Origin of the sequence: Pandoraea sp. LA3 (assembly GCF_022696215.1) — a bacterium.
GTDB lineage: Bacteria > Pseudomonadota > Gammaproteobacteria > Burkholderiales > Burkholderiaceae > Pandoraea > Pandoraea capi.
On record NZ_PTPY01000007.1, the window covers coordinates 1 to 18,489 of the forward strand.

Consider the following 18,489-nt stretch of genomic DNA (forward strand, 5'->3'; position numbering starts at 1 on the left):
GGCTCAAACCACGCTCCATCGCAAAGCGGGCTTGCTCACAGCGAACCTGCGCGCTCACCACTTTTTTGCACCGATCTCCTTCAAGACCTGAATATCCAGCGCTTGGTCGGCGACCAGCTTCTTCAGCCTGACATTCTCCGCTTCAAGCGTTTTGAGTCGTTTGACGTCGTCGCTGACCATCTCGCCAAAGCGCTTTCGCCAGGCATAAATCGACGCTTCGCTCACGCCGTGGCGCTTGGCTACTTCAGGCACTGCGTCTCGATCCGCTTCGCGCAGTATCCACACAATCTGTTCGTCGTTGTACCGACTTTTCTTCATACCAACTCCTCATCTGAGCTGAGGAGCCATTATCTCTAGATTTCTTTGGTACGAAATTCTCAGGACAGGTCACAGATTCGGACTGCCTAGTCGTCACGAGTCGACTTATCGCCGGAATCCGAAATATTTCTATGAAAACAATAAATTTACCTATTGAAAAATAGTCAATTGCGCAAGATTTTCATGTCAATACGGTAAGCGTTTGGGTTTCAATGAAATCTATATAAATCAATGGCATACGATCATGTTGCGCATCGTAACGTAGATGGGGATCGCAGCAACATCACTTCGGTCAATCATCCAAGTCAATACCGATCGTGCGCAAATAAATGTAAAAAAATCACGTCGCAACCCTAAAGAAATCTCAATCTGCATCCGTAATGCTCTCTCTGGGCTGGTTCTCACCAGCTAGGAATCTGGCGGGCGCGGCACTTTGCGCAAAGCTGGCACAACACGATAGCCGGCGCGCGATGGGCTGTTCGGGGAACGTTGGCGAAGTGGCGATGCGCCACATTCGTGACGGCCGTCGGATGTTGCGAGCAGTAAAACAACTAGAAAACGAAAGATCAGATGCCTTGGCAATCAACGCGCGAAGTCTCGCCGTTGGCCGGCGAGATTGACGGGCACACCACACGCAGTTCGGGGATTCGGCGGTTTCAGCAGTTTCGAAGCGTAACTAGGTTCGGCCTGACGACGATGTTCGTCGCGGCCGCGCATTGTTACGCCGCGGGCATTGTCCCGGATGGCGGCACGGCAACCTCCGTCACCGTCGGTCCCGATGGCCGCCAGAACGTCGCCATCGCGCCCCCTGTCTACGGGGTGTCGCACAACACCTACACCAGCTTTAACGTCGATCGCGCTGGCGCGACGCTGAACAACACAGGCGTCAACGCACGAACCATCGTCAACGAAGTGACGGGTACGTCGCCGAGCCTGATTCAGGGGCAGATCGCCGTGACCGGGCCGCGCGCCAACGTCGTGCTCGCGAACCCGAACGGCATCACCGTCAACGGCGGATCGTTCGTCAACACGGGCCACGTCGCGCTGAGTACCGGGCAGGTATCGTTCAGCGACGTGCTCGTCGCCCCCGGCCTCTACCAGCGCAACGTCGTGCTCAACACCAGTCAGGGCACCATCGAGGTGGCGGGCGGCGGTCTCGCGGGCACGCTCATCGGGCTGGAGCTCATCGCCAAGACCGTCAAGGTCAGCGCGCCCATCACCAACGACTTCTCGTCCCCCACGGCCTACGTGCGCGTGATCGCCGGTAGCAGCAAGGTCTCGCTCAACACCAGCTTTTCGCCGGACGACAACAACAACGACTGGGTCTCGCTCGCCAACAACCAGCAAGCGAATCCCAATGCCATCGCGCTCGACGTGGAGCCGAACGGCAGCATTACCTCGGGCCGTATCCAGTTGCTGACGACCGACCTCGGCGCAGGCGTGCGTCACGCCGGGGCGCTGATGGCGAATGCCGGTGACTTCACGTTGACGTCTGCGGGCGACGTGATGCTGGCGCCATCGAGCAAGATCAATGTCGCGAACAACCTGTCGTGGCAGTCGCTGGGACAAACGACCCTGAGCGGCGCGTCGATACTCGCCGGTGGCTCGATCAACCTGTCGAGTCACGGCGTGTTCGTCGCCAATGCCGGTGCGATCCAGTCGACGCTGGTGTCGTCGCGTAGCGGCATCGTGATCAACAGTCAGGGCGACGTCACGAACGTCAGTAGCCTGATCCAGGGCGTGTCGCGTGACCCCGCGTTGACGTCGTCAGCGGGCGCGATCACGCTGGACGCGACCGGCAGCATCACCAACACATCGGACCCAAGCAATCCGGGCGGCGCGTTCGGCGTCATTTTCGGTGTGAACGACGACGTCGTAATGCGCGCCGCAGGCAACATCGTCAACCTGAATGCGCGCATCGAATCGAACCAATCGGTATCGATGCAGGCGCAGGGCGATCTCAGCAACGTCATCTCCCACATCGAGGGCGCGAACGGCGGTGTCTCGACCGCCTACGCGACCAGCGGCCGCCGCTGGCTCCTCTTCTCGACGCGTGACGAAGGCTTCTCCGTCGACTACGGTGCGATTCCGGCACCGGGCCAGCTCTCCTACATCATTGCCGACGCGGGCAACGTCACGCTCTCCGGCCGTAACGTCTACAACAACGGCGGCACGGTGCTGACCAACGGCGGCGATATTCGCGTGACGGCCACGAGCGACCTCGTCAATCAGGCCGTCATGGCGGGGCAGGCGTCGTATCAGCGTTCGTGCTTCATTTTCTGCAAGGCGGTGGCGTCGAGCACCACGGCGTCCTACGGCGGGCAGATGCAGGCCGCCGGCAGCATCACCTTGCGCGCCGGACAAAGCGCCAGCAACGTCGGCGGCAACGTGATCGCCTGGGGCGGAGACCTGACGGTAGACGCGCCGCTCGTCACGGCGCAGGGCTTGCTCGGCTATACGGCCTACAACGGCACCCGTGGGCTGAAAGCGTGGTTCGGCAACCACTGGGCCGCCATCTACGCCCAGAACGACGGTGGTCTGTTCTCGGCCGCATCGGGTGAAGTCCTGCTCACAGGGCGGGGTGTGGTCAAAGGCGGCGTGATCACCGGCGCGAAGGGGGTGCGTGCGCCGCAGGGCATCGAGACGGCATACGTGCCGTACCGTGAACCTGCGCGCATTGGCACTCATCTCGGTCTGACGACGTGGCTCGGGCTATGACCTTTATGACCTTTATGGCCTTGAGAACGCGTCTCAGCGTACACCCCGCACGCCTCATCGCCGCCACGCTCGCCGTCGTGTGGATGGTGTCCCCGGCATTCGCGCAAACGCCACCGGGTCTGCCACCCGTGCCTGCACTCCCTCCCGGCATCGTCCCGCAACAGGACCCTGGCCAGCGTCTGCTCGACGAGCAGCGCAACCGCGAGTTGCAGCGTGAACTCGACCGCCAACCGGCGCAGATCGAGGTGGCGCCCGGCGCGGCGTCACAAGTGCCCGATCTCCCGGCAGACGCCGACGTCGAAACGCTCCCCGATCCGGAGCCGACCTTCCGCATCGACCATATCGTCTTCAAAGGCGATGCCGTCCTCAGTCAATCGCAACTCGATCGCATCGCGGCGCCTTTCCTGCACAAATCGCTTGGTCGGCGCCGCATCGATCTGTTGCTGCGACGTCTAACGGAAGCCTTCGTGGCCAATGGCCTCATCACCACGCGGGCCTACCTCGCCACGCCGCAAAACCTGTCGTCCGGCACGCTCGCCATCACGCTCGTAGCCGGTCGCATCAGCGGCTTCACGCTAAACGGTGGCGCGCTGCGTCCGACGGGGGACGGCAAAGCGGGCGACGGCGGCGGTCTGCTCACGGACGCCGGCACCGCGTGGGCCTTCCCCGCCTCGGTCGGCGATGTCCTCGAACTTCCCGCGCTCGAACAGGGCGTCGATCAGATCAACCGGCTGCGTCGTAATCAGGCGCAGATCCAGATCCTGCCCGGGCAGGCCGCAGGCGAGTCGATCGTCGCGATCCAGAACCCGTTCGGCAGCCGGCTGAACTACAACGTCGGTATCGACAACTATGGCAGCACGGCAACCGGACGATGGCGCACCCGTGCCTCGGTGGAAGCCGCCAATGTCATCGGCTTGCAGGAGTCCCTGAGTCTCGCCTACACGGGCACGCGCGACAGCAACGCGCTTGTCGTCTCGGCGGCGGTGCCCTATGGCTACCAGACGTTCAGCTACACGGCGGCGCTCTCCGAATACCAGCAGATCATCGGCGGCACCGCATTGCTCTATGGCCGCACGCTCAGTCAGATATTCGGATGGAATACCGTGCTCACCCGCTCGTCGAGCGGGCGGCTGAGTCTCGATGCCACGCTGACCAAACTGTCGACCGAGCGTGACGTCAACGACATTCCTCTCTCGCCTCAAGACCTCACGATCCTGCGCGTCGGTGTCTCCGGCCTCTGGCGCTTCACGCGAAATGGCCAGCCCGGTGCGCTGACGGCCTCGCTAGGCATCTCGCAAGGCCTGCCGTGGCTCGACGCCACGCGAGACTTCGACGGCATTCAGAAACAAGACGCCCACGCGCAGTTCACCAAGCTGGACGCCAGCACCACCGTCCAGATGCCGCTCGCCCAGATCGGTCCGACCTACTGGACGTGGCGCACCTCGCTCACCGGTCAATACAGCCCCGTAGCGCTCTTCGGCAACGCGCAGATATTCCTCGGCGGCACGGATTCCGTCCGTGGCTTTCTGCAAGGCGGCATCGCCGGAGACAGTGGTTTCTACGTCCGCAATGAGGCGGTGTGGGCCAACGCCCCCGTCTGGCAGGGGCTTCGCTGGGAACCGTATCTGTTTCTCGACGGCGGCAAGGCGCATCTGGTGGCCGAAGCCGGCTGGCCGACGCTCGTCGGTGCAGGCGTAGGGGTGCGCGCGCAGTGGCAGTTCCGTGGGCAGACGTTTTCCGGCGAGTTGATGGCCGGACGCGCCCTCGTACAGCCGGCGTCGCTGGGGCCGAAAGGCAGTGTCGTTCTCGTCACGCTCAACTGGGCGGGGTGAATTGGAAGATGCGGACGTGCGGGCGCTCGGCTCGCGGTGTCCGTCAACGTTGCAGGAGAGGTTGTCATGAAAGCGAAGTTCAGTCGTGTGTGGGTGGCTGCGGGTTTCTGCGCAGTGTTGAGCGTTGTCACCGGTCCGGCGATGGCCGCGAAATCGGCTGCGGCGCCGTCGTCGGTCAAGTCGGGGAGCCAACCCGCCGGTACCGCCGACAGCCAATCCGAGAACAAGCCGTTGCCGACGGACGCCGTGGCGAGCGTCAACGGCGTCGTGATCTCGAAGGTATCGGTCGATGCCATGGTCAAGGCCAGCGGCCAGCCGGACAGTCCGCAGTTGCGTGAACTGTTCAAAGGCCAGCTGATTGCCAACGAGTTGCTCAAGCAGGCGGCGCAAAAGCAGCACTACGAGACGCGTCCTGAAGTACAGGCTGCCCTCGAAGCGGCGAAGACGATGATCGTCACGCGCGCTTACATGACCGAGCATCTCAACGCCGCGCCGGTCAGCGACGCCGACGTGAAAGCGAAGTACGACGCCGTCGTCGCCACGCTGGGCGAGAACGAGTACCACGCGAGCGTGATCGCAGTGCGAGACGCCGTCACGGCACAGACAGTGCTCGACGAACTCAAGAAAGGCACCGACTTCGCGGCCTTGGCACGCCAGTACAGCCAAGGCCCGAATGCCGCGCAAGGCGGTCAGTTGAACTGGGTCTCGTTCAAGACACCGATCACCGCAGGCAATACGCAGAACTGGCCGCAACCGATTGCGGAAGCACTGGTGAAGCTGCCGAAGGGCGCCGTGTCTGCCGAGCCGCTGAAGATCGGCGATCAGCTCTGGATTCTTCGTGTCGACGACAAGCGCGCCACGCAGATTCCGAAGTTCGAGGAAAGCGCACCACTGCTGCGCAAGCAGCTTGAGCAGGTCGCGATGGAGAAAGCGACTGCGCAAATCATCGGCGATCTCGTCAAGAGCGCGCGCATTCAGCAGTAATCGTTGGCCTTCGGCCGTGAGTCGTGGACCTCGTCGGGGTGCGACTCACAGGCTGCGGGTCGAAAGCTTCGCATCACCGAACGAGTCGCAGGCCGTCCAAGGCCATCGTGAGCGTCTCGGCGAACGGCTGCGTATCGCTTGTGCGCGCGGCGTTGTCGGGCAGCGCATGTCATCGAGAAAACAGGGCACGTCATGAAGGCAACTTCGCGAGAGATCATCGAAGTCGGGAATCACGCACGTCAATCGACCGAGGTCGACGACGGCACGCCGCTGCCCGGTCTCGACGAGAAGCCAGCGATCCGCCTGTGGCAACGCGTCATTGCGGCATGCGTGGCGCTGACGTTGCTCGTCAGCCCGATTTCCGTGACGTTCGAACTCAGTCAATCGGCCGCACGTGAACTTGCCGCCAACCGCCCGGGCTTCGATGAGACGGCGTTGACGGTATTGCGCTCGCTCGCCACATTGCGTGTTCACGTGGGCATGCGTGAGGCAATGGCCGCACCGATTACAGACCCGACTGCCCCCGTCGTCTTCGCGCCGAAGATCACCACGAGCGGCGCCGGTGTACCGGTCGTCAACATCACTGCGCCGAATGCGGCCGGGATCTCGCTCAACCAGTATCAGAGTTTCAACGTCGACGCGGCGGGCTTGATCCTCAACAACAGCCTGCTCAACGGTACGTCGCTCAACGGCGGCGCGATTGCCGCGAACCCGAACCTCACAGGGCGCACGGCGAGCACCATCGTCAACCAGGTGACGTCGTCGGGCAGTGCTTACGCGAGCGCCTTGAACGGCCCGCTCGAAGTGTTCGGTGCGCCGGCTACCGTCATCATCGCTAACCCGAACGGTATCTCCGTGCGCGGTGCGGGATTCACGAACACGATCGGCGTGACGTTGACGACCGGTACGCCGCAGTTCCTTACCGGCCCCGGTGGCACACCGACCGATTTCACGAATGCCACGGCGCTCGGTTACAACGTCATCAGCGGCCACATTCAGTTGGAAGGCAACGCCGGTGTGAACGGCCCGGGCAGCGGCATCGAAGGCACGGTCGGCAGCATCGATCTGATCGGGCAGACGGTCGGTGTCAATGCGCCGCTGTACGCGGGAACGCGCATCAACGTCATCACCGGCAACCAGCAAGTGCTGACCGGCGCAGTGGACGGCTCGGGCACGCGTTACGTCACGGCGGCAAACGGCGCTGCAAACACGGCGCAGGCCGTGCAGAGCGCGCTCGCCAATGGCGGTAATGGGCAGGCTTTCGCCATCGATGCCACGCGCTTTGGCGCGATGACCGCCGGACAGATTCAGGTGATCGGCACGACGGCCGGACTCGGCGTGCGCATGGCGGGTGATCTGGCGTCGACTGCCGGCGATCTCACGCTGTCGTCCGGCGGCGACCTGACCGTTGCCAACCACGCGGCGCAGCAGCAGGTGCAGATGACCAGTGGGGGCAACGTCGCGCTCACAGGCACCGGACTCGGCGAGACCGGCTATCGCTTGACGGCGACCGGCGACGTGTCGTCGACGGGATCGCTTCAGTCGGGCAAGGCGATGGACGTCCGGGCGGGCGGGAATCTGACGCTCGCCAACCTCCAATCCAACGACAGCACGACACTCAACGCGGGCATGGCGCTCACGCTCAAGGAAGCGCAAGTCGGCGGCGATCTGTCGCTGGCGACGCAAGACGCATCGCTTGGCGATATCCGTCTGACGGGGCCGGTGACGGTGGCCGGCACGCTCGCCGCAAACGCCGCGCGCAGTCTTGTCGTGACAGACAGCACGGGCGCAAACGGCAACGTTACCGTCGTGACCGGCGGTGATTTCCAGATTGCGCAAGGTGCGCGTCTGACAGGTCATAGTGCCGTGTCGACGCAATCCATCGGCGACACGCGTATCGATGGCACGCTGGCCTCCGGCGCGCAGTTGGACATGACGGCAAAGGGCGGCCTCGACGTGCAGGGTGATATCGCGTCGACGGGCACCGCGCGATTGAGCGCAGACGGCACGTTGAACGTCGACGGCACGCTGCTCGGACAGGCGGATGCCGCCCTTCACGCAGGCACCGATATCACCGGCAAAGGCAAGCTGGCTTTCGGTACGAACGCCGTGCTGCGTGCAGATCGTGACGTCTCGCTGACCGGCGCACTGCTGGCCGGTGTGCTCGACGTCGAAGCAAAGAACAGCCTGTCGCTGAACGACGTGCAGAGCACCGGCACGGCTGCGCTGCGGGCGTTGGGCATGGCTGGCGGCGGTGACATCGCGCTGCAGGGCAAAGTGTCGTTCTACAGCGCGGCGGCGCTCGACGCGGCGCGCGACATCCTCATCAACGGTACAACGGCAGGGGGCGACGCGGTGACGCTCAACGCCGCGCGCAACGTTGGCGTCGCAGGTTCGCTGCAAACGGCGGGCACGACGAAGACGCTGTCGATTACCGCAGGCAATGCCATCACGGTGCCCGGTGCTATCGAAGCGAGCGCGGACCTCAAGGCCAACGCCGGTACGACGCTCGATGTGGCGGGCAGCGCCACCGCTGCGGGTGACGTCAACCTGCAATCCGGTGGTGATCTACGCGTCGCGGGTAACGTGTCCGGCCAACGGCTGGGCACGATCGACGCCGGGGGCAATCTCGACATCACCGGTGGTGCGCACTTCCTCGGCAATACGTCGTTGACGTCTGGTGCGAATGCCACGCTGAGCGGCAAATTGCAGACGGCGAACCTCGTCGTCACCAGCCGCAACGCGGTCACACTTGGCGACGTCCAGGCAGGCGGCACGCTCGACGTCACGGCGAACGGTCTCGACGGCAGCGGCGATATTCGTGTGGCAGGACCGCTTGCGTCGTTCGGCGTTGCCACGCTGCGCGCGGCGCGCGACATGCTCGTCACTTCGACCGGCAGCATTGCAGCGAACGACAAGCTCAACGTCACTGGTGGGCGCGATCTCCGCATCGACGGTGGTGTGACGGCCGTGGGCGATGTCGCGATGACGGCCTCGTCCGGCAATCTATCGACGACCGCGAATCTGAGCACTAACAGCCAGTTGACGCTGAACGCCGGGCAGACGGTGATGCTGGGCGCGCCGCAGACGAGTGCCATCGGCAACGCTTCCGTGACGGCCGGGCAGGACATCGTGCTGAGCGGCGCGCTGGTTGGATTGGCGGGTGTGATGCAGGCTGGGCGAGACCTCGTCGGTGCCGGCGCTTCGGCATTCACCGATACCGCGAAGCTCAGTGCGAATCGCGACGTCAACCTGTCCGGCGTGTTGCAGGGCAATGGCGTGAGCGTGACGGCAGGCAACAGTGCCACGGTGTCGAGCGTCACGTCCAATGGCGCTTTCACGGTATCGGCAAGCGGCAACGCAGGCGGTGGCGATGTCGTGGTGAACGGCACGTCGAACGTGGTCGGTGGTGTGCAGGCGAGTGCGGCGCGCGACGTCACCGTCGCGGGCACGTTGGCGACGGGCGACACGGCGACGCTGACCGGCGCGCGAGACGTCAATGTCACGGGCACGCTGCAGGCCGCTAAAGACATCGTGCTGACGGCGACGCAAGGCAGCGTCAATCAGCAGGGCAAGCTGGGCGTGGGTAACCGGCTTGGCGTGTCGGCGGGCACGGATGTCGCGATGAGTGGCGAGACTGTCGTGTCGGGCGATACGACGCTGACGTCGGGCCGCGACACGATCGTCACCGGCACGATCAACGGGCAGGGCACGGGCCGGATCGACGCCGGTCGTGACGTGAGCGGGGCAGGGACGGCATCGTTCACGGGGGCGTTCGATGTGAGCGCCACCCGCGACGTCGCTCATGACGGCTTGCTGCAAGGCGGCGGTCTGACGATCACGGCGGGCAACAACGTCGCCGTCAGGAATGCGGAATCGACGGCCGCGTTGACACTCACCGCCAACGGTCTCGCGGGCGGTGGCGACATCGCGGTCAATGGCGGCACGGGGGCCTCCGGCGTCGTGTCGTTGAAGGCCGCGCGTGATATCGGCGTCACCGGCACATTGGGCGGTGGCGGCACGACGACGCTCGATGCGCAGCGCGACATCAAGGTGACCGGTGCGATCCAGTCGGTCGGCGACGCACTTCTGACGGCACGCGGCGGTAGCGTGCTTGCCAGCGGTGGCATCAGCGGCGGGGGGAACGTCTCCATCGGTGCCGCGCAGGACGTTGCGCTGGGCGCATCGACGAGCGCCTTGCGCGACATCGCGGTGAACGCAGGTCGCGATCTGCAACTCGGTGCCGTGCTTGTTGGCGTCAACGCCAATCTGACGGCGGGCCGCACACTGCTCGACGCGGGCGACGGCAGTGGCAAGGCCGTCTTTACTGGGACGGCAACGCTCGTCTCCGCTGGCGACACGAAGTTGACGGGCGGCGTACAGGCCAATGGCATCGACGTGACGGTGGGGGGCAATGCCACGCTGGGCGTGCTGAATTCCGCCGCGGGCATCAAGGTGACGACGACCGGCACGGCGGGCGCGCAGGGTGTATTGGGTGGCCCGGGCGACATCGTCTTCAACGGCGCGGTATCGTCGCCGAACGCCTTCTCGGCAACGGCGGCGCGCGACGTGCTGCTGGCCGGCAGCGTGACGTGTGGCGCCGCATGCGAGCTGATCGCGCAGCGCAATCTCTCCGTCACCGGATCGGCACTGACGCTGGGCGACCTGTCGTTGCTCACGCGCACGGGGGATCTGGCCATTAGTGGCGACATCACCACGGCAGGCACCTTGCTGGCGACGAGTGGCGGCAATGCATCGCTCGGCGGCAAGCTGAACGTCCAGGGCGATTTGCGCGCGTCGGCGGCCAACGATCTGACGCTCGCCGGACAGACGAGTGTGCAAGGTATCGGCGCATTGCGTGCGGGTAATGACATCAACGGCGATGGCACTACCGTGTTCGGCGGTGACGTCACGTTGAATGCCGGACGCAACACCGCACTGACGGGCACGTTGTCGGGTAAGAACGTGGACATCCATGCCGCGAACGATGCGGGCTTGCACAACGTGCAGGCGACGCAGTCGCTGACGGTCACGGCGGACGGCACCGCGGGCGGTGGCGACGTGAGCGTGAGCGGCGATGCCGTGGCACTCGGCACCGTGACGATGACCGGCGCTCGAGACGTGTCGGTGACCGGCAAAACCGTTGGCGGTGACAACGTCGCGCTGACCGCTACGTCTGGGGACATTCGTCTTCAGGGCGACACCGCGTCGGAACGCAACCTCACGTTGAGCGCATCGAATGGTGCGATCTCGACGGGCAACGTCGGCGCGCAAGGCGACCTCACCGTCAATGCAGGCAAATCGCTGACGATGCAAGGCGACACGACGGCGAATGGCCTCATACGTCTGACATCGGGCGGCGACATGACACTGGGCAATGTGCGCGGCGTCGCTGCCGACGTGGCCGACGCGGTGGCCGGTGTGCTGAAGGCAGGCGGCAATCTGAATGCAACCTCGCTGACGTTCGGCAATGGCGGCCTCACCACGACCTCGGGCAAGGCCACGCAGGTCACCGGTGCTGTCGTCGCAGGTAATGCACTGACGATGTCCACGTCGGGCGACTTGTCGGTAGGGTCCGTTCAGGCAGGCAAGTCCGCGGCATTGACGGCGGGCGGCACGGGCGATGTCCGGGTGACGGGCGATATCGCCACGGGTAATGGCTTGACCATCGGGGCGGGACGCGACGTCGTCCTGGGCGGCGCGGTAACGGCGGGCGACGGTGTGACCGTCACCGCAGCGCGCGACCTGAGCGTGGTCGGTGCGTTGTCGGCGAATCAGGACATCGCACTGACGGCAGCCGGGGGCAACCTCACGCTCGCCGGGCCGATCACCGCCATCAAGAACTTCGCGGCAACCGCAGGCGGCGCGCTCGCGCTCGGCAGCGCGCAGACTTCAGGTCAGACCGTTGGCCAGATCAACGGCGACACGACGCTGACTTCGGGCGGCACGATGACCCTCAACGGGCATCTCATCGGCAAGGGGCTGGCGACGCTGCAATCGGGCGGCGATATCGCTGGTACGAACGCGGCGCTCACCTTCGGCAAGGATGTCGCGATCACCTCGGGCGGCAAGCTGACGCTGGGCAGTGTGGATACGGCGGGCGATCTCGGCATCAAGGCGCAAGGCGATGCGTCGCTCGGCGCGCTGACATCGATGGGCAAGCTAACGCTTTCGAGCACGGCGGGCGGCCTGACGCTCGGTAAGACACTCGTCGGCGGCACGCTCGATGCCACGGCAGCGACCTATCTGAGCGCGCTGCAAGGTGTGTCGAGCATGGGCGCCATGACGCTCACCGCACAAAGCGGCAATCTGAGTGCGGTGGATGTGTCCGGCAACGACACCGTCACGCTGCACGCGGGTCAGACGTTGACGATGGGTGGCACCAACACCGTCGTGGGCGACATGACGCTCACAGGCGGCAACGTCGTCATCACCGGCGCGACGACGGCATCCAAGGTCTTCACCGCCACGGCGACCGATTCGCTCGACGCGAGCGGCGGGCAGCTCTTCGTGACGAACGGCGCGAAGCTCGCGGGGGCGCGCATCGACACGGGCGCGATGATCGTGGGCGGTTCGCTGGACGTCACGGCAACGCAGTGGATCCGCACGCACGGCCTCGCACTGATCAACGGTGCGACGACGTTCGACGCAGGCACCGGCACGTTCACCAATTCGACGGGCGCCTCGGTGCTCAGCGCGGGACCGCTGTCGATTCGCGCGGGCAACATCGTCAATCAGTCGGGGGGACAACTGGCGTCGACGAAGGCGCTCACGTTGAACGCGACGGGCAACATTACCAATGCCGGGTTGATGAATGGCGATACGACGTCCGTGACGGGCGGCGGCACGTTGACCAACAGCGGCACGTTGCTGGGCGCGAACGGCGTCACGCTGAACGTCGGCGGGTTGAACAACAACGGCGGCATGATTCTGGCGGGCGACGTCACGAGCGCGACGCCCGCGAGCGCGGATCTCGCGTTGACCGTCAACGGGTCGGACACGGTGACGACGGCGGGCGGCGAGCTTGCCGCGACACGCAACCTTGCCGCGTCGATGCGCGCCGCGACGTTCGACGTGACGGGCGGTGCGCTGCAAGCCGGCGGGACGATGTCGATCACGGCCAACGCCATCAACAACACCGGGATGTTGCAGTTGGGCGGCGCTAACGTTTCGCTCACGGGGCTGGCGTCGTTCATCAATAGCGGGACGATTCAGGGCAATGGCGCACTGACGCTGTCGAGCAATGGCTGGTTCACCAACATCGGCAGCGTGATCGGCGGCAGCGATGTGACGGTGAACGCGGCGCTCATCAACGGTGCCGGGGCGACGATTCACGCGGATCGCGACCTGTCGTTGACTGGCGATGTCGTCAACAGCGGCGTGATCGAAGCGAACCGCAACCTGAGCGTGACCGGCGGCAATTTCTCGAACATCGGCGCGAAGACGCAAGCCGCCGGCGACATCACGTTCAACATGCCGGGCACGCTGAACAACATCGGCGGCACGATCATCGCGGGGAACAACCTGACGGTGAATGCTGGGGCGGTGGTGAACGATCAGGCGGCCGGGTCGGGTGCGGTGACCACCACGACTACGGTGGTGGACCCGAGTCTGATCTGGAGTGCGGTGATCGGCATGCGGAGTTCGATGCTGAGCGAAGGGCCGGGCGGTGGCGAGGGGGACATGAATGTACGGTGGAAGAATGTCTCGGCTACGGCAACACTCGGCGACCTGCTTTCGCCGACGGGCGTTACGCTGGAAGGTAAGCGGGGAGACGTCAATCCGTGGACGGGAGACCTATGTTGGGGGATTGGCGGTCCTAATGCATGTAATGCTGGTACCGCCGAGCCGGTGACAGGTTCCGGCACGTTCTACATGAACAAGCTGAGGGGTAGTCGGATGGTTGGCGACAACGCCGTCGACTACGACTATTGGCAGATGAGCGGTGCGCCGATTCCGGGTGCGCAAGCGTCGGTCGCGATTGCATTGCCCACGGTGAATCAGACGTCCACGGTGATGCAAATGGGCGCGGCGGGCGTGATGATCGCGGGCGGCGACATCTCGCTGACGACCGCGAATCTGTCGAATAAAGGCGGGCAGATCGCCGCGGGCCGCAGCATGACGCTCAATGTCGGCTCGCTGTCCAATGGCGCGGTGTCTCCGACGACGACCAGTAACGTCGTCAACTCGGTGGACCAAGGGCAATACTCGACGTTCTTGGCGCAACTCGCGTCGCTTGGCGCGATTGAAGTGCCGGCTTATCTGAACGAGAATTTGGGTGATGAGCAGCAGGCGCATCAACTGGTCTCATTCAGTATCGCTACCGGATCGGCTGCGCCGACATCGACGTCGACGATTTCCTGGTCGACGTCGCTTGGTCTGATCACTGCGGCCAACACGCTCAATCTGTACGGCGGCAATCTGGTCAACGAGGGCATGATCTATGCCCAGAACAACGTCAATATTTACGCCGCGAGCGTTACCAACCAAGGGGGAAATACCCAGCAGTTTTCGTCACAAGCCGGATGTGCTGCGGGCACGAGCAACATCGCCTGTTATCGGGGCAACGACGTTCGCGGGCAGAACCCGAATACGACATCGTTCACCTTCGCGCAGAACAACGCGGCGATCATCGCAGGCAACAACCTGACGATTGCGGCAGGCACGATCAACAACAAGTACGGCGATCTCATCGCGGGTCACGATCTCGTGATCGGCGGTGTCGGCTCGTCTGCCACTGGCACGACGGCGGCGGACTCGCTGACGAACACGTCGGGCAACATCCTCGCGGGCAACAACCTGACGCTGAACGTCGCGGGCGGCATCACCAACACGTTGCCTCCGCCGGTTCAGGTTCATGAGAACTACGGCAAACTCGAAAAGTACTCGGGCTGTATGACGGCAGGTGGCTACAAGGAGAGCTACTGCGAGGCGTACGTCGATCAGCAGTCGGGCAACTCGTCGATCATCGGTGCTGGTAATAACCTGACGATCAACGCGGGGTCGCTGACGAACGTTGGCAGCCTGATCACGGCAGGTCTTAACGCGACGATCAACGTCAGCGGCCCGGTGGTGAACAGCGCGCAGACGCTCAACGCCTACTGGCATTCGCACTGGGTGCAAGAGACGGGGATGTTCGAGTCGGACAAGCGTCACGACGTCTGGAGCTGCGGCAGTGCTGCGGAATGTACGTCCCTGTACGGCGACGCTTACACAAGCGTAGGCGGGGTCATCAATCCGCCTACGCCGGTGGGCAACATCGCCGCAACGATCCAGGCACCGAACCTGACGGTGACGTCAGGCGGGCAGATCGTCAACGTGGGTAACGTGGTGGGCCAGTCGGTATCGCTCACGGGCACGAGTCTTGTGAACGGCATCACGACGGCGAACACGTACACCCCACAAGTGGGCAACGCGCCGCAGGTGATCAGTCTGGCTCCGGCAAACGGCGGCCTGAATCTGACGATCCCGGCGAGCTTGGGAGGCGCAGGGTCGTCGATCCTGACGGGCACCACAGGCCAGCAGAACGGGCCCAGCTACATCGTGGGCGGATTGGGTGCAACGCTCGATCCGGTGTCGCCGCAAGTGTTGCTGTCGAACTTGCCTGCGTCGTTGCAACCGAGCACGACGACGTTCTACTTCTCGCCTCAACAAGAGGCCATCCAACTCCAGCAAGCTGCGCTGACGCAAACGGGCAAAGCGAGCTTCATCAATGGTTTGTCGACGGACAGCACGTCGCAGTTGACGGTCAACGACCAGCAGAAGCTGGTGCTGTACGGCAACGCGGTGGAGTACGCGAAGACGAACAACATCCAGTTGGGTCAGGCGCTGACACCTGAGCAGGTGGCAGGGTTGTCGCAACCGATGCTGTGGTACGTCGAGCAGACGGTACCTGAGCCGGGGTGCGCCGCAACAGGCAACGCGAAGTGCCCGACGGTGACGGCGCTGATGCCGCAGGTGTACCTGCCGGAGAACTTCACGGCGCTATCGGCAGGCGGCCAGATTCTGGCGAGCAACGATCTGTCGCTGAACTTCGGCAGCACAGCGACGGGCGGCAGCATCCTGAACACGGGCTCGATCACGTCGGGCGGCTCTCTGACGGTAAACACCGGCACGCTGACGAACCGCGCGAACGTGGTGGACGTCGGTGAGATCTGGAGCTACATCAAGGACACGGGGTACCTGAAGACGACGGGCACGATGGTGCAGCCGGGCGGCTTCATGAGCGCAGCAGCGGGCGGACTGACGCTGAACGTTGACCAGTTCAACCAGATCGGTGGCGCACTCCAACTGCTGGGACAGAACGGAGAAGTCGACCAAGCTGCAACACAAGCGTTCATCGCGGGCGTCGCCGCACAACTGGGCGACAACTTCGTCCAGCAGACACTGCAAAACGACCTGCACACGGACTTCGTAAAGCAGGGCGGTAGCTTCGGGATTCAGCAGGTTGGGATGATCATGGCAGCGGCCATGACGGGTGCAGCATTAGGCCCGCTGTTCTCGGGAATGATTGCAGCCCAGTTGGGCACGACGGCCGCGACATTCGTTGCAGGCGGGTTGGGCAACGTGATGGCCAGCGCAGCGCTCACGGCGATGACGAGTTCCACCCTCACTCAAGTCGTGTTCAACGGCACGTTCGATTTGGGCTCGGTGCTCAAGACGGGGTTGTCGGCGGCGGTTACGGCGGGGTTGCTGAACGGGATCACGCTCAAGATCGACGATAGTGGAATGAGTTTGGGCGTCACGGGCAAGGTCTCGTCCGATAGCCTGAGCAGCTTGGCGGGAGTGAAGCCGACGTTCGTTGATGGTGCGGTGAGTCAAGCTGGTGCAACGTCTGTAGGTTCATCGCTCACGCAAGGCGTCGCCATTTTCGGCCAGTCGGTGATCCAGGCGGGCGTGCAATCGACGATTCAGGGAGGGAGTTTCCTTGATGCGCTGAAGGCTAGTGGTGTTAGCAATCTGAGTGCGGCGTTAGCGTATCAAATCGGTTCCCTTGGTGCCGCAACGCTTGGACAGACGGGATACGTTGGAGCACATGCCGTATTGGGATGTGCTGCGAGTGCGGCTGTTGGATCTGGATGTGCGGGTGGGGCCATTGGTGCCGGAGTTTCAGCTTTAGTCGCTGACGATGTAGCGAGGGCGGTGACCGATGGTAAGGGTGTCACCGATCCGGCTCAGTTAGCGATTATTGCTTCGGCCACACAGCTCTTGAGCGCAATGATAGCTGGTGCAATAGGAGCGAGTCCTAACGCAGCGGCGACAGCTGCGCAGAATGAAACGCTAAATAATGCGTGCGCGCCGGGACATGAGTGTGGGACGTTCACGAGTGCGGCGACAGATGCTGTTCGTGCCACAGCGAACGCCGGACTTGGCATTGCTGAAGCCGTTCCCAATTTGTTGGGTGGCGCGCTGCCCGGATTCCCCGACTATGTGCCTTTCCTCGATAAGTACAAACTTGCCTATGACGATCCGGATTTCGGGGAGCTTGCGTCGTTCCTGTTGTCTCTCGGAATCGCCAGGGCCGTTGGATATGCGACGCGACCGACAAGTGCAGCAAACACAGCAGAGGGAACGGCGAATTCAGTCAGCGGCGCTAGACTTTCAATGCAACTTTCGGCCGAGCAGGCAGCTGGCGCCCGAGCACCTACATCGATTTCAAGTTATTCAGACCACGCGATCCAACAGATTGCAGGGCGAGATGGAGGGATAGGCGTTAGCCGAGCGGCAGTAAATGATGCATTTGCGAATCCAACGGCTATCCAGTATGTTCCAAGCAAATACGGCCCGACATTTAAGTACGTCGGTCAAAACGCTACCGTGGTAGTCAATCCCCAGGGTAATGTCGTCACCACTTGGGGAACAAGCGCAGCGGGAGTCAAGAGATGAGAATAGTGCTAACCGATCGTCAAGAACAGATTTTGCGCATCTTGCGTGCCAAAGACGAGGGAAAGAACGCCGCAGTGTTCGATGGATTGGAGATGGGGAGAACGATGGCCATCGCCGAAATCGATGCGCTTTGTGGGCTAATCAACGCGGAGTTCATGATGGAGGGCATATTGCCAACATTTGAGCCAAATGAGTACGGCATCGAACTGGAGGAGCTTTTAGATGTTGTCAACCGCCCTCGGTTGAGTTTGTAACCGTACTGCTCGATACGTCGCATTTTCTAAAGAAGAGATGCCGCCTAAATCTGCACTGTAGATGTGTAATTCGCTTCCAGGACTGGTGGTGTCTTGAGCACAGCGATTCCGGTGAGCGAGGGCGGATTGGGTGCAACGCTCGATCCGGTGTCACCGCAAGTGTTGTTGTCGAACTTGCCTGCGTCGCTGCAACCGAGCACGACGACGTTCTATTTCTCGCCACAGCAAGAGGCTATCCAACTCCAGCAAGCCGCCCTAACGCAAACGGGCAAGGCGAGCTTCATCAATGGTTTGTCGACAGACAGCACGTCGCAGTTGACGGTCAACGACCAGCAGAAGCTGGTATGAAGAAAAGTCGGTACAACGACGAACAGATTGTGCGGATACTGCGCGAAGCGGATCGAGACACAGTGCCTGAAGTAGCCAAGCGCCACGGCGTGAGCGAAGCGTCGATTTATGCCTGGCGAAAGCGCTTTGGCGAGATGGTCAGCGACGAC

General features: G+C 63.2%; 8 protein-coding genes. 7 read left to right on the forward strand and 1 reads right to left on the reverse strand.

Annotated elements, in window-relative coordinates; all coding sequences use genetic code 11:
* Window positions 1–54: 54 nt before the first annotated feature.
* Entirely contained in the window at window positions 55–318 is a 264-nt protein-coding gene (locus C5N93_RS00130) for a transposase (RefSeq protein WP_242557828.1), read from the reverse strand.
* Between the two features lie 570 nt (window positions 319–888).
* Between C5N93_RS00130 and C5N93_RS00135 the strand changes: the two genes are divergently transcribed.
* The 7 genes from C5N93_RS00135 to C5N93_RS00165 all read left to right on the forward strand — a co-directional run.
* Window positions 889–3,036, forward strand: a complete 2,148-nt coding sequence (locus C5N93_RS00135; RefSeq protein WP_242557829.1) for a filamentous hemagglutinin N-terminal domain-containing protein — start codon at window positions 889–891, stop codon at window positions 3,034–3,036.
* 83 nt (window positions 3,037–3,119) lie between these two features.
* Window positions 3,120–4,868 carry a ShlB/FhaC/HecB family hemolysin secretion/activation protein gene (locus C5N93_RS00140; RefSeq protein ID WP_242557834.1) on the forward strand — a complete coding sequence of 583 codons (1,749 nt, stop codon included), beginning with the start codon at window positions 3,120–3,122 and terminating at the stop codon, window positions 4,866–4,868.
* 66 nt (window positions 4,869–4,934) lie between these two features.
* Window positions 4,935–5,852, forward strand: a complete 918-nt coding sequence (locus C5N93_RS00145) for a peptidyl-prolyl cis-trans isomerase (protein WP_242557830.1) — start codon at window positions 4,935–4,937, stop codon at window positions 5,850–5,852.
* A 192-nt stretch (window positions 5,853–6,044) separates the two neighbouring features.
* Window positions 6,045–17,738, forward strand: a complete 11,694-nt coding sequence (locus C5N93_RS00150) for a filamentous hemagglutinin N-terminal domain-containing protein (RefSeq protein ID WP_242557831.1) — start codon at window positions 6,045–6,047, stop codon at window positions 17,736–17,738.
* A complete protein-coding gene (locus C5N93_RS00155) occupies window positions 17,735–17,992 on the forward strand; it encodes a hypothetical protein (protein ID WP_242557832.1) in 258 nt (85 codons plus the stop codon). The genes C5N93_RS00150 and C5N93_RS00155 overlap by 4 nt, the downstream gene beginning before the upstream one ends.
* Window positions 17,993–18,085: 93 nt before the next feature.
* The gene (locus tag C5N93_RS00160) at window positions 18,086–18,340 is read left to right on the forward strand and encodes a hypothetical protein (RefSeq protein WP_242557833.1); all 255 of its coding nucleotides are present in this window, start codon (window positions 18,086–18,088) and stop codon (window positions 18,338–18,340) included.
* A partial coding sequence (locus C5N93_RS00165) for a transposase (RefSeq protein WP_242557835.1) occupies window positions 18,337–18,489 on the forward strand: 153 nt, incomplete at its 3' end. The genes C5N93_RS00160 and C5N93_RS00165, both read left to right, overlap by 4 nt.